The sequence below is a fragment of the uncultured Algibacter sp. genome (assembly GCF_947495675.1).
Classification (GTDB): Bacteria; Bacteroidota; Bacteroidia; order Flavobacteriales; family Flavobacteriaceae; genus Algibacter_B.
In genome coordinates, this window is sequence record NZ_CANLZX010000017.1 from 59,250 (window position 1) to 73,654 (window position 14,405).

Here is a 14,405-nt window from a genome sequence, read left to right on the forward strand (position 1 = left end):
AATATATAGATTTGCTCAATCCTAAACAATATGCAGTTTAAACACCCAGAAATTCTTTACGCTTTATTTTTACTGCTTATCCCTATAATTGTTCATTTATTTCAGCTTCGAAAGTTTCAAAAAGTAGCATTTACAAATGTGGCTTTTCTAAAGGAAGCAATACTTCAAACTCGTAAAAGTTCGCAAATAAAAAAGTGGTTAATTCTGTTAACTAGAATGTTACTATTAGCCGCATTGGTTTTTGCTTTTGCTCAACCGTTTACATCAAAATCTAATAATTTTAATATTGAAAAAGAAACAGTAATTTATCTTGATAATTCTTTTAGTATGCAAGCTAAAGGTAATCAAGGTGAATTACTAAAACGCGCTATTCAAGACATTATTTCTAATGTACCCGAAAATGAAAATATATCGATTTTTACTAATGATGATGTTTTTAAAAACACAACAATAAAAGCAATTAAAAATGATTTATTAAAACTAGAATACTCATCAAACCAATTAACTACTGAAGCCGCTTTACTAAAAAGTAAAACCTTTTTTAATCAAAAAAGTAATACTTTAAAAAACATAGTTTTAATATCTGATTTTCAAGAAGATAAACAAGTATTCAAAACCACAAAAGACACGCTTATAAACCTAAATATAGTAAAACTAAATCCTATAAATAAAAATAATATTTCAATTGACAGTCTATATATTTCTGAAACCAACCCTACTGCTCTTAAGCTAAAAGTAATACTAAAAAATAGCGGTATTGCAATTGAAAATTTACCAGTTTCATTATACAATAATGATAACCTAATTGCCAAAACCTCTGTAGCTATTAATCAAGATGCAGAAACCACTTTTTCGCTTCCTGTTAATGAAACTATAAATGGAAAAATAACTATTGAAGATTCAAATTTACAATTTGACAATTCACTTTATTTCAACATTAATAAAGCAATAAAAATTAATGTTTTAAGTATTAATGGTCAGGATGACGATTTCTTAAAACGCATTTACACCAATACAGAATTCAACTATAATTCAACACCAATAAATAAATTAAATTACAATCTTATTGACACACAAAATTTAATTATTTTAAATGAGTTAAATAGTATACCAGTTGCTTTATCTTCAGCTTTAAATCAATTAATTAAACAAGATGGCACACTTATTTTAATACCATCAAAAACTATTAAAAATGCTTCTTACAATCAATTCTTAATGAATTATAATTGTAGTTTTAAAAATTTAATTACTTCTAATAAACGAATTACTACCATAAACTATTCACATCCATTATATAACAATGGTGTATTTGAGAAGCAAGTTAAAAACTTTCAATACCCAAAAGTAAATAGTTTTTACAATGTAGCATGTTCTGGTTTCTCATCTGTTTTATCATTTGAAGATGGTAAAACATTTTTAGGCCAAAGACTTAATACATATATGTTTTCTTCAGCTCTAAACAAAGACAACTCTAATTTTAAAAACTCACCTTTAATAGTACCTACGCTCTATAATATAGCTAAACAGAGTTTTAAAATTCCGCAATTATATTATACTATTGGTAAAGAAAACACTTTTGATGTTGAAACTAAAATGCAACAAGATGCTGTTTTGTCGTTAGTAAATAATGATTTAAATATGATACCAAAGCAACAATATTTCAATAATAAGGTTGTGATAAATACTTCTGAAGAACCTTCGGGTGCAGGGATTTACTCCATAACCAACAAAAACAGTATTGTTAAAAATGTTAGCTATAATTACAATAGAAATGAAAGCAAATTAGCTTACAGAGATTTATCTGCTTTAAAACATGTAACCGTAAGTGATTCTGTTACTAAAATTTTTGACACCATAAAAAGTGACACAAAAGTTAATGCGCTATGGAAATGGTTTGTTATTTTTGCACTAGCGTTATTGATTATTGAAATGCTCATCTTAAAATTCTTTAAATGAACATACTTATAAAATCGGCCAAAATCATAGATTCCAAAAGCGAGTTTCACAATACGACTCAAGATCTATTAATTGAAAAAGGTGTGATTACTAAGATTTCCAGCAACATTAAAAATACAAAAAATTACAAAGAAATTAATTTAGAGAATCTTCATATTTCTCAAGGTTGGTTTGATAGTAGTGTGAGTTTTGGCGAACCTGGTTATGAAGAACGTGAAACTATAGAAAACGGATTAAAAACAGCTGCACTCTCTGGTTTTACTAATATTGCTGTAAATGCAAATACAAACCCTGTAATAGATTCAAATTCTAACGTTACATTTTTAAATTCGAAAGCAAATAATAACGCTGTTGGTTTATTACCCATTGGAGCCTTAACAGTTGGTAGTAAAGGTGAAGATTTAGCCGAACTATACGATATGAGTACTGCTGGTGCTGTTGCATTTTACGACTATAAAAAATCCATTTCTAACCCTAATCTAATGAAAATTGCTTTGCAATATGCTAGTAATTTTAATGGTTTAGTATGTTCGTTTCCGCAAGAAAATAAAATTTCTGGAAATGGTGTTATGAATGAAAATATAACAAGTACTAGATTAGGTTTAAAAGGTATTCCTGCCTTAGCCGAAGAACTTCAAGTTGCTAGAGATTTATTTTTACTTGAATATACTGGCGGAAAATTGCATATCCCTACTATTTCTACTGCAACATCGGTAGCTTTAATTAGAGAAGCAAAAAAGAAAAAATTAAATGTTTCGTGTAGTGTGGCAATTCACAACTTGTATTTTACTGATGCTGTTTTAACCGATTTTGATACTAATTATAAAGTATTACCACCACTTAGAACACAAAGTGATATAAATGCTTTGATTGAGGGCGTTAAAGATGGTACTATTGATATGGTAACTACAGACCACAACCCTATTGATATTGAAGATAAAAAAATAGAATTCGATCACGCAGATTATGGCTCTATAGGTTTAGAAAGTGCTTTTGGTGCTTTACAAAACATCTTTACAACAAAAAAAACAATTGATATTTTAACAAAAGGAAAAGCTAGATTTGGTATTGAATCGTCACCTATATCTATAGGAAATTTGGCTAATATTACCCTTTTTAACCCAGATACTAAATACATATTTTCAAATAATAATATTGTATCAAAATCTAAAAACGCCATATTCATAAACGAAACTTTAAAAGGAGTAGTTTACGGTATTATTTCAAATAATCAGGCCGTTTTAAAATCTTAAACATGACAGAACAAGACATAAATAAAGGGCGCCAAAACGCAATAATAAGTTACATAACTATTTTTGGGGTTATTATAGCCTATTACTTAAATAATGAAGATGATAAAAAAAGTAAATTCGCTAGTTTTCATATTAGACAATCTTTAGGGCTATGGCTAACTTTTTTTGCTTTAGGTTATATTATTGGAAGTTTTAATAGTTGGTTAATAACCTCTTCTTTTTATTTATGCTTTGCTGTACTTTTTATTTATGGCTTCTCAAATGCTATCGGAAGAAAAGCACAAGAAGTACCACTTGTTGGAAACTTATACCAACGCATATTCTCTAATCTAGGATCTTAAATGGCAAACAATACACTCTCTTTAAATCACATAATACGTAAATCTAGTTTAAACCAAAATGCCCCATTACTTATAATGATGCACGGCTATGGTAGTGATGAAAACGATTTATTTTCATTTGCTTCAGAATTACCAGAAGAACTTTTTATAATTTCTGTAAAAGCACCGTACCCAATGCAACCATACGGAAATGCATGGTATGCCATTAATTTTGATGAGGAAAAAGGAAAATGGAGTGATAACGAACAAGCTATAGAATCTAGAGATTTAATAGCTAAATTTATTGATGAAGCCATTGCTGAATACCCAGTAAACAAAAACAATGTAACATTATTAGGATTTAGCCAAGGTTCTATATTAAGTTATGCGGTAGCTTTAACTTATCCTGAAAAAATTAAAAACGTAATAGCCTTAAGTGGTTATATAAATAAAGATATTTTTCCTGAAGATATAGAAAGTAGAGATTACTCAAATTTAGACTTTTATAGCTCACATGGAAGCGCAGATCAAGTTATTCCTGTAAACTGGGCTAGATTAACCTCTCCTTTTTTAGATGGCTTAAATATAAAATATAAATATTCGGAGTTTCCTGTTGGACACGGTGTTGCACCTCAAAATTTTTATGAGTTTAAGAATTGGCTATTGGAACGCATTTAAAGAATTTAATTTTATAATTTATCATAAACAAAAAATCCAGCTTATAGCTGGATTTTTTAATATCATAAAAGTAAAGTTTTAGCTATTAACTACCAGTCTAAAACCTTCACCATGTATATTAAGTATTTCAACTTTTTCGTCTAATTTCATATACTTACGAAGCTTGGCTATATAAACATCCATACTACGTGATGTAAAGTAATTATCGTCGCGCCATATTTTTGTTAATGCTAATTCACGCGGCATTAAGTCGTTTTCATGTAATGCTAACAATCGTAATAATTCATTTTCTTTTGGTGATAATTTAACAGGATCACCACCATCAAATTTCAAGAAACGCAGTTTTGAGTTTAACTCGAAACGTCCAATTTTAAATTCAAATTGTTTGCTATCAGAAATAGTTTCTGTTGCTTTTCTTTGAATAATAGCTTTAATTTTCATTAAAAGCACTTCACTATCAAACGGTTTATTTAAATAGTCATCGGCACCTACTTTATAGCCTTTTAAAACGTCTTCTTTCATCGTTTTAGCAGTTAGAAAAATAATAGGCACATCTGTGTTTTTTTCTCTAATTTCTTTAGCTAAAGTAAAGCCGTCTTTATAGGGCATCATTACGTCTAGGATGCATAAATCAAAATCGTCTTTTTTAAATTTCTCAAAGCCTTCCATACCATTTTTAGCATGAGTAACTTCATAATTATTCATCATCAAATAATCTTTAAGTACGGTTCCGAAATTTGGATCGTCTTCAACTAATAATATTCTTTTTTTAAACTCTTCCATAGTTATGATATTAGTGGAAGCTTTATAATAAAAGTGCTTCCTTTTTCTTTTTCTGATTCTACTGATACGTGACCTTGATGGTCTTCTACAATTCTTTTAACATAAGCCAAACCTAAACCATGACCTTTTACGTTATGAATATTTCCTGTGTGTTCTCTATAAAATTTTTCGAACACTTTTTTAGCAGCAGCTTTACTCATACCGCTACCATGATCTTTAATTTTTAATATAATATTTGTCCCTACATTTTCTGTATACACTTCAATTTCGGGCGCATTAGGAGAATACTTTATAGCATTATCCAATATGTTTACTATAACATTGGTAAAGTGTGTTTCGTTTGCTAAAACAGAAGATTTTTCGGCCTCTAAAAACATTTTCATAGACCCCTTTCTGTCTTCAACTATAAGTTCTACATGTGTTAATGCATCTTCAATTAAATCGTGTAACTCTACTCTATCTTTACTAATATTTAGTTCGTTTTTTTCTAGTTTAGATATTCGTAATACATTTTCAACTTGTGCATGCATACGTTTATTCTCTTCCTTTATCATTCTTAAGTAACGCATTACCTTTTCATTATCATTTATAACAGTAGGATTCCTTATTGCATCTAAAGCTAAATTTATGGTTGCTATAGGTGTTTTAAACTCATGTGTCATGTTATTAATAAAATCTGTTTTAATTTCTGAGATTTTACGTTGTTTTACTAACTGAAATAAGGCACTTGAATAAGCTAAAATAATAATTGAAGTGAAAATTATTGATAGCAAAATCATACCGATTATACCTGATAAAATAAACTTTCTATCATCAGGAAAATTTACTAAAAGCCTATATGGTGTTTGATTGTTTTCATCATAAAATATAGGTACTTTAAACGTAGATTTTAGGTCGTATTCAAAATTGTCACTTTGCACTTTTGTGGCTAAATCATTTCCATAAATTGCAAATTCAAAATCGATATCTATACCGTCTTTTTTAAGTTTTTCTGATAACAATGATTTTATTTCTTTCTCTGATACACGCTTATGTATGGGTGTTCTTTTAGAAAGTTCTTTAAAGTTTTTTTCAAAACTTAAACGTTGAGCTTCATCAATAGTTCCACTTCTAATAATTTTAGAAATAGGACTATTAATATCCTTGTTATCAATATTTGAATTACTATAAATTTCGGTAGTTGATTTAGCTGTAATATTTTTAATATCAAGGCTATCTAAACCAATGTCAAAGAGCGAAGAAGATAGTTTATAGTTTTCTTCTAAAACATTACTTCTGTAAATGAGCGTTTCTTTTGTGCTATTATTTTTTTGATAAATTAATAACTGTGAAACGGCATCTTCATCTGCTTTTTTTTCACTATCTAAGTTAAAATACTTAGAGAAATATTTTTCTGATTCATTTTCTTCAATAGTATTAGAAACATAATTAAGCGCTTTTACAACATTAAATTTAAAACGCTCTTTTTCATTCTCTACTGAATCATTTATATAATATGCTTGAATTGCAATAATACCAACTAGAGATAAACTCATAAGTATTATTAGCAAGATGAATAACTTTTTGCCCATCAATCAAAATTAACATTTTAACATTTAGAATTCTTATGTTTTAACCTTACATTAACAAAAATGTTAAAATTTAAGACATTTATTCTTTAACAAGTAGTTTCTTATGGACTTCTAAGACCTGCTTTATAGTATTTTCAAGGTCTGTATTTTCAATAACAAAATGAGAATGTTTTATTTTTTCCTCATCTGTCCATTGATTTTTCATGATAGCTTCAATCTTTTCTTTTGAAGTGACATCTCGTTTTAGTAATCGTTTTATTCTTGTTTTTATTGGTGCTGTTACTGTAATAACATAATCACAAGCCTTATCGCCTCCATTTTCAAATAAAATAGCAACTTCTTTAATAACATAAGGTGCATTTTGCTTCTGTGCCCATTTTTCAAAATGCCTAGCTACTTTTGGATGTACTATAGCATTCATTTTTTCTAAATATCCTTTATCATTAAAAATAATATTTGCTAAATATGGTTTGTTTAATTCACCTTCAACATAAGCTTTTTCTCCAAATAATTTAATGAGTTTTCTTTTAATTATTTTAGATCTTCTCATTAATTTTTTTGCTTCATCATCGGCTATATAAACTGGAATTCCTAACTTAGAAAACTGTTTAGCTACAGTTGTCTTACCACTTCCTATTCCACCTGTAAGTCCTACAATAATCATTTTGTAATAATAAATTCTATTCGTTTTTGGCCTATTTTTACGTTTTTAATTAACTCCGGTATTTTTACCAATTCTGGAATTAAAAAAGACTGACTTTCATTTGTTTTATTAAAATCGCATACTACTTTAAAGTCTTTTGCTGTAACCGTATTAAAGTTACTTAAACTCACATAATAAGAAACGTTAACCATCTTTGGGAAATATTTTATGGTTGCGTTTTTTGGAGCATTTATTATAGTAATTGGAACTTTTAATGTGCCTTCTGTAAATTTCTCTATTTGTGCTTTTAACACTACTTGTTTTGTTGAAAACTTTAAATCTGATGTGTTTTTTGGCAACTTTAGCTTTACTGTTTTATTTATATCTGTCTTAATATCATTTAAAATGACTTCTTCTAATTCTAATTTATTAATTTTTGATACTAAAATATTAGGACCAATTACGGTAACTGAATCTGGCTCTGAAGTAACTGAGCCAGTCATATTAAAACCATGACTAAAGCTAATTTCTGTATTAAAAACAATAGGTACTTTTTTTACCATGTTTACACCATATCTAAATGTTATTGGGTCTGGTGATATGTTTAAAATTTCCACTTGTTTATCAAATTGCGTGTTGTTTAAATAGGCCTTAGACTTATTCCAAACAAAAACATCATCCTTTTTATTAACATCTTTACTAAAATCAATTTTAATTTTTGGCTTAGAGAAATAGTAATTTAACCATTTAAAACCATGTGTTTTTAATGTTATATTTATTTCTGTAGAATCATTTAGAATAATATTTTCTTGTGGAATGTTTAACTTTTCTACATCAAAAGCTATGGTATTAGTATATTCTTTTGAAAGTTTTGTAAACATTAAAATAACAAACGCAAAAAACAAAAATAAAACAAACACATTTATTTTTTTATTTTTAAATGATGCTAAAATATCTGCTTTTAGTTTCTTCATTATTTTAATTTAAAAAATAATTTAGGAAAATGAGTTTCTGGAGTTTTATTAAAAACAGAAATAGCCAAGGTAGATTTTAAAAAACCATAACCATAGCCAAAAAACTGAATTATAATTGCAGGAACAGTTAATAAGGAAACCATAATGCTTTTTGTACTAAACAAGGCTAATACAAAAGCTATTACAAAATAAAATACGTAAGCTATTAGTAAAAAATTATAACCAAATAGAAATAGCAAAATAGCAAATAATAAACCTACACTAAATAAAGTTGGAAACCAGTATGTTATTTTTTTAGTAGTGGGATGCCACTTATTTAAAATAGGACGTACCATGCCGAATTTATTTACTTGTTTGTAAAAATTACTCCAAGAAATACGGCGCTTATGGTACACAAAAGCTTCTGGTATTAGCTTGGTTTTATAACCTAAATTCCAGAGTCTAATTGATAAATCTGGGTCTTCTCCTGGGTGTATTCTACCAAAACCTTTAGAGTCTTGAAATGCTTTTTTAGAAAGCCCCATATTGAAACTTCTGGGTTGAAATTTATCGACACTTTTTTTATTACCTCGAATACCACCAGTAGTAATAAAGGATGTCATTGAAAAATTAATGGCTTTTTGCAAATTTGAAAAAGAATTGTGAGCTGCATCTGGGCCTCCAAAGCAATCTACATAATTTGCTTTTAAACTTTTATCTGCTTCAATTAAATACGAAGTAGGCAAAATACAATCTGAATCTAAAATGATAAAATAGTTCCCTTTTGCATGTTGCATACCATAGTTTCTTGAATCACCAGGACCTGAGTTTTCTTTGAAATAATATGATATATCCAATTTATTTTTAAAGGAATCAATTATTGCTTTTGATGTTTTAGTTGATCCATCTTCAATAATTACAATTTCAAAAGGTATATCGCCATATAAAGCTTCAAAACTCTCCAAAAGTTCTTGAATTTCGTCTGGACGATTATAGACTGGAATTATAAATGAATATTGTAATTGCATAACACAAATGTAACAAAAAAGCCACCATTTTATTGGTGGCTTTATACTATATAAAATAATTATTCTATTCCTCTTCTTTCATAAACGCTTCCATAACAGCTGTACTAACACCCATGTTACTAAAACCACCATCGTGAAATAGGTTTTGTAGAGTTACACGTTTTGTTAAATCGCTAAACATAGACACCGTATAATCTGCACAGTCTTGAGCAGTTGCATTACCAAGTGGCGACATTTTATCTGCATAAGCAATAAAACCATCAAAACCTTTTACGCCACTACCAGCAGTTGTTGGTGTTGGCGATTGAGAAATGGTATTTACACGAACTTTTTTATCTCTACCAAAGAAATAACCAAAACTACGTGCCACACTTTCTAAATAGGCTTTATTATCAGCCATATCATTATAATCTGGAAAAACACGTTGAGCAGCCATGTATGTTAAGGCTACGATACTTCCCCACTCATTCATTGCATCTGCTTTGTAAAGCGTTTGCATTACTTTATGAAAAGACATCGCAGAAACATCTGTTCCTTTTTGTGTCCATGCATAATTTTGATCTGTATAATGTTTTCCTTTACGCACGTTTATAGACATTCCTATAGAATGTAAAACAAAATCGATTTTACCTCCAAGAATTTCCATAGATTTCTCAACAAGATTTTGTAAATCTTCTTCAGAAGTAGCATCAGCAGGAATAATTTGAGAACCTGTTTTTTCTGCTAACTCATTAATTTGTCCCATTCTCATAGCAACTGGAGCGTTTGTTAAAACAAAAGTCCCTCCTTCTTCATGAACACGTTCTGCAGTTTTCCAAGCAATTGAGTTTTCATCTAATGCTCCAAAAATGATTCCCTTTTTTCCTTTTAATAAGTTATACATATGTATTGGTTTGTATGTTGGTTTGTTATTTATTTATTACAAGTAATTTAATAGTGAACAAATATAATATTAAAATTAAGATTTTTATAATTAGATTATCGTATTGATAGTATTACTAAGTTAATTAAGTAATTCTTTAGCATGAGCAATAGCAGATGTTGACATTTCTGAGCCTCCCAACATTTGTGCGATTTCTACAATACGTTCATCATGATTTAATTTAATTAAATTAGTTTGTGTAACTTCATTTACATCTTCTTTATACACTTTAAAATGTGAGTGTCCTTTTGCTGCAATTTGAGGTAAATGTGTTATAGAAAACACCTGCATGTTTTTACTCATTTGCAACATAATATCTCCCATTTTATTGGAAATTTCTCCAGAAACACCTGTGTCAATTTCATCAAACATAATAGTAGGTAATTGAATGTATTTTGCTAATACAGATTTTATAGCTAACATTATTCTTGATAGCTCTCCACCTGATGCTGCTTTTTTAAGGTCATTAAAACTTCCTCCTTTATTAGCCGAAAATAAAAAGGACAATTCATCTTTACCATTAACAAAATATGAATTACTATATAAAGCATCAATTTTAAACTGCGCATTTGGCATACCTAAATCTACCAAAATGGTTTCTAGTTGCTTTTTTAACTCTGGAATAACTTCTGAACGTTTATTATGAATGCCTTTAGAAATACCATCTAATAGACTTTCTTTTGAAGTTATTTCAGATTCTTTTTTCTTGATTGTATCATCAAGATTTTCTGTTATCGAGACCTTTTCTTCAAGTTGCTCTTTAATAGTAATTAATTCTGAAACAGTTGCCGCAACATGTTTTTGCATTAAACTATGTAGCGTTTTTAGTTTAGCATCAACAAACTCTAATCTATTAGGATCGGCATCAATATTTTCTTGAAAAATATTGACTTCACTAAACAAATCGTCCATTTCAATTAAACTGCTATTCGCTCTATTAAATAAATCTTCATATATTGAAGCATAACTAGACAATTTTTGAAACACATTTTTTAATGCTGTAAGAGATGACAAAATACCTAAATCATCATCACTTAAAAGTTGATAAGCTTCTGCTAGTTTTTCTTGAATGCCTTCAATATTATTTAAAGTTTCGTATTCTTCTTCTAAAGATTCTAATTCTCCTTCTACTAAATTAGCTTCAGTTAACTCATTTAATAAAAATGTATTATAATCATGTTCTTTAATGGCTTCAGCTTGAAAATTTTTGAGTTCTTCAAGTTCTTTTTGTAGTGCTTTATAAGTTTTTAACTCTAACTTATAGTTTTGTAATGCATCTTCATTTTTTGCTAATGCATCAATAACCTGAAACTGAAAATCGTTGCTTGTTAATTGTAATGTTTGGTGTTGTGAGTGAATATCAATTAAACGTGCTCCTAACAATTGCAAACTACTTAAATTTACAGGAGAATCATTAACAAATGCTCTAGATTTTCCTGAAGGTAAAATTTCTCTTCTAATTATAGTTTGAGGCTCATAATCAAAATCTTCTGTCTTGAAAAGTGATTTTAATTTGTAATTTGATATATTAAAAACGGCCTCGATTATACATTTTTGCGATGTATCTTTCAGGCTACTTAAATCTGCTCGTTTACCAAGAATAAGTGATAATCCGCCTAATAAAATTGATTTACCTGCTCCGGTTTCACCTGTTATTATTGAAAAACCATCATTAAAATCGACCTGAAGATTATCAATTAATGCATAATTTTTTATTGAAAGAGAAGTTAGCATATTTCAGTATTCAGTATGTAATTAAATTAGGATAATTACCAATTCAATTTAAAGCTTAATGTTTTGCCATTTACTACTATGCATTGGCGCTATTTTTTGAAGCATGTCTTTCAAGGCAGCAATATCTACCGGAGGTCCGTCTGTAAATATTTGCTCAATTTCTTCTGCTTTTGCATCAAAAAAAGTTCGTAGTAAAAAAGAATTTGGTCTACGGCTATTCATAGCTTTAAAATTCTGTAAAACAGATGCTATATTGCCTTTTCCGTCTTTAACGTTATTACTCATTAAGTCTAAACCATTTCTATGATAACCATACATAACGCTTCTAAACTCTTTAAATGTAGGCGATAGCACATTATCAATTAGAGTAAATCTGCTTTGTAAACCATCCTCTAATTTCCAACCTTGAAAATTACCTTGTTGTGAATAATTGGTTATTACTTGAGCTTGTTTATAGTATTCGTCTCCTCCATTTTCAGAAAATGAATCTGCATCTAATGCTAATATCATGTTTACATGAAATGCTAAAACAGAAATTAAATTAGATTCAAATTGAGTTGGATTATATATTAAATTTTGGAATTCAAGATATCTGAAACTTAAATCTTTATCATTAAAATTGTAGATTGGTGTACTGAATGAAGATCCATAAATTGGTCTTGAAGATTGTACTTGTAATGTCCCTTGAAAAGATTCACCACTATAATTAGTAATATTTAAAAACATATTACAATTAATACGCTCTTGATCTTTAAAGGTTTTATTAGTCCATTTTGTGTTATTAATAAACTCATTAAGTTGTTTTTCAAGTGTTTTGAAAATGGGAAAGTTTTCATTTCCAGTTTGTTCTGCATTTACAATAACACTACAATTTAATTCTTGTGAAAACCCTTTAAATCCAAGGCAAACCAATAATACAAATAGAATTTTACGCATCAATTTTTGATATAATTTTATTTATTAAATCTGAAGCAACTTCACTTTTAGACTTTAATTGAAACTCAGTAATATTATCTTCATCATCAATAAAAGTTACTTTGTTGGTATCTGTTTTAAATCCAGCACCTTTGTCATTTAACGAATTTAAGACAATTAAATTTAAATTCTTTCTTTTTAATTTTCCTTTTGCATTTTCAAGTTCATTGTTTGTTTCCAATGCAAAGCCAACTAAATATTGATTTTTTTTTATGTTTCCTAAAGATGCTAAAATGTCTTTTGTTTTTTCTAACTCTAAAGTTAACGTGTCAGACTTCTTTTTTATTTTCTGCTTTGCTACATCTTTTGGTGTAAAATCTGCTACTGCAGCAGAAAGTATTGCTACATGAGATGAATCAAAATGATTATGAACTTCTTGATACATATCATAAGCACTTACAATTGGTTTAACCAATATGTTTGCATGAGATACTTTTTGGTGAGTTGGCCCAGTAACTAAAATGACTTCTGCTCCAAAATTAGCTGCTGCTTTTGCTATTTCGAACCCCATTTTTCCGCTTGAATGATTTCCTATAAAACGAACAGGATCAATAGCCTCGAAAGTTGGCCCAGCTGTTATTAATACTTTTTTTCCGCGTAGTGGCAATTTGCCTAAAATATCTTGTTCTATAAAAGACACAATATCTTCTGGCTCTGCCATTCTTCCTTCACCAACTAAACCACTAGCTAATTCTCCACTAGTAGCAGGAATCATTATATTTCCAAAAGTATGAAGTTTATTAAAAGACTTATGGGTTGATGGGTGTTTATACATATCTAAGTCCATGGCAGGCGCAAAATACACAGGGCATTTAGCAGATAAATATGTTGCTAGTAATAGATTATCACAAACACCATTAGCCATTTTAGACATGGTATTTGCTGTTGCTGGTGCTATTATAAATATATCTGCCCACAGACCCAAGTCTACATGACTATTCCATACCCCATTATCGTCTTCTTCATTTACAAATGAAGAATGAACAGGATGTTTTGATAGTGTCGATAAAGTTAATGGTGTTATAAACTCTTTGGCTGCTGGAGTCATAACAACTTTTACGTTAGCCCCAGATTTTACAAGTAACCTAACAAGCGATGCTGTTTTATAAGCGGCAATACCACCAGTAACACCTAATAATATGTTTTTCCCACTTAATATACTCATAACAAAGTGATAGTTTAATAACCAAACAAACTCCAATGCCATTTATTAAAACGGTATTGGAGTTTACTTTTTGTTGATTAATTTAAGAAATTATTCCTGATTATCGTTATCAGTATTTCTAAAATAAATTTTATCTGTTAACCATTCTTGAACAGCTAATGCATGAGGCTTAGGCAGTTTTTCATAAAATTTAGAAACCTCAATTTGCTCTTTGTTTTCAAAGATTTCTTCAAGACTATCATTGTAAGTTGCAAACTCTTCTAACTTATCAATAAGTTCTTTTTTAATCTCTGTGTTAATTTGTTCCGCACGTCTTGAAATGATTGAAATTGACTCATAGATATTCCCTGTTGGCTCATCAATTTGATTTCTATCATACGTTACCGTATTAACTGGAGCATTAGTTTTTTTTAAATCCATTGGT

At 29.0% G+C, this 14,405-nt stretch carries 14 protein-coding genes; 4 read left to right on the plus strand and 10 right to left on the minus strand.

Annotated features, from left to right (window positions below; all coding sequences use genetic code 11):
- Positions 1–30 precede the first annotated feature (30 nt).
- Genes Q0842_RS12360 through Q0842_RS12375 form a run of 4 tightly spaced genes read left to right on the plus strand, consistent with a single transcriptional unit; the run spans position 31 to position 4,207 of the window.
- On the plus strand, positions 31–1,956 hold the full coding sequence (locus Q0842_RS12360) for a BatA domain-containing protein (protein ID WP_298498460.1): 1,926 nt from the start codon (positions 31–33) through the stop codon (positions 1,954–1,956).
- Positions 1,953–3,209, plus strand: coding sequence for a dihydroorotase (locus tag Q0842_RS12365; protein ID WP_298498462.1), 1,257 nt, complete (start codon positions 1,953–1,955; stop codon positions 3,207–3,209). The genes Q0842_RS12360 and Q0842_RS12365 overlap by 4 nt, the downstream gene beginning before the upstream one ends.
- A 2-nt stretch (positions 3,210–3,211) precedes the next feature.
- Positions 3,212–3,550 (plus strand): hypothetical protein, encoded by a 339-nt coding sequence (locus Q0842_RS12370; RefSeq protein WP_298498464.1) that lies wholly within the window; start codon positions 3,212–3,214, stop codon positions 3,548–3,550.
- Positions 3,551–4,207 (plus strand): alpha/beta fold hydrolase, encoded by a 657-nt coding sequence (locus Q0842_RS12375; RefSeq protein ID WP_298498466.1) that lies wholly within the window; start codon positions 3,551–3,553, stop codon positions 4,205–4,207. It begins immediately after the preceding gene.
- A gap of 78 nt (positions 4,208–4,285) precedes the next feature.
- On the opposite strand, the gene Q0842_RS12380 is transcribed toward Q0842_RS12375, so the two are convergent.
- The 10 genes from Q0842_RS12380 to Q0842_RS12425 all read right to left on the minus strand — a co-directional run bounded on the left by Q0842_RS12380 (position 4,286) and on the right by Q0842_RS12425 (position 14,401).
- Positions 4,286–4,990, minus strand: coding sequence for a response regulator transcription factor (locus Q0842_RS12380; RefSeq protein ID WP_298498468.1), 705 nt, complete (start codon positions 4,988–4,990; stop codon positions 4,286–4,288).
- Positions 4,991–4,992: 2 nt separating this feature from the next.
- Positions 4,993–6,525 carry a HAMP domain-containing sensor histidine kinase gene (locus Q0842_RS12385; protein ID WP_298498470.1) on the minus strand — a complete coding sequence of 511 codons (1,533 nt, stop codon included), beginning with the start codon at positions 6,523–6,525 and terminating at the stop codon, positions 4,993–4,995.
- Positions 6,526–6,640: 115 nt separating this feature from the next.
- A complete protein-coding gene (gene coaE / locus Q0842_RS12390) occupies positions 6,641–7,225 on the minus strand; it encodes a dephospho-CoA kinase (protein ID WP_298498472.1) in 585 nt (194 codons plus the stop codon).
- Positions 7,222–8,178 (minus strand): YbbR-like domain-containing protein, encoded by a 957-nt coding sequence (locus Q0842_RS12395; protein ID WP_298498474.1) that lies wholly within the window; start codon positions 8,176–8,178, stop codon positions 7,222–7,224. The genes coaE and Q0842_RS12395 overlap by 4 nt, the downstream gene beginning before the upstream one ends.
- Positions 8,178–9,185, minus strand: coding sequence for a glycosyltransferase (locus Q0842_RS12400; RefSeq protein ID WP_298498477.1), 1,008 nt, complete (start codon positions 9,183–9,185; stop codon positions 8,178–8,180). Before Q0842_RS12400 ends, Q0842_RS12395 begins: the two co-directional genes overlap by 1 nt.
- Before the next feature lie 64 nt (positions 9,186–9,249).
- Entirely contained in the window at positions 9,250–10,068 is an 819-nt protein-coding gene (locus Q0842_RS12405) for an SDR family oxidoreductase (protein WP_298498479.1), read from the minus strand.
- 120 nt (positions 10,069–10,188) lie between these two features.
- Positions 10,189–11,841 (minus strand): DNA repair protein RecN, encoded by a 1,653-nt coding sequence (recN, locus tag Q0842_RS12410; protein ID WP_298498481.1) that lies wholly within the window; start codon positions 11,839–11,841, stop codon positions 10,189–10,191.
- A gap of 48 nt (positions 11,842–11,889) precedes the next feature.
- Positions 11,890–12,777, minus strand: a complete 888-nt coding sequence (locus tag Q0842_RS12415) for a DUF4835 family protein (protein ID WP_298498483.1) — start codon at positions 12,775–12,777, stop codon at positions 11,890–11,892.
- Complete coding sequence (coaBC, locus tag Q0842_RS12420; RefSeq protein ID WP_298498485.1) at positions 12,770–13,981, minus strand: bifunctional phosphopantothenoylcysteine decarboxylase/phosphopantothenate--cysteine ligase CoaBC; 1,212 nt, start codon at positions 13,979–13,981, stop codon at positions 12,770–12,772. Before coaBC ends, Q0842_RS12415 begins: the two co-directional genes overlap by 8 nt.
- A 90-nt stretch (positions 13,982–14,071) precedes the next feature.
- Positions 14,072–14,401, minus strand: coding sequence for a DNA-directed RNA polymerase subunit omega (locus tag Q0842_RS12425; protein ID WP_298498487.1), 330 nt, complete (start codon positions 14,399–14,401; stop codon positions 14,072–14,074).
- Between the last annotated feature and the right edge of the window lie 4 nt (positions 14,402–14,405).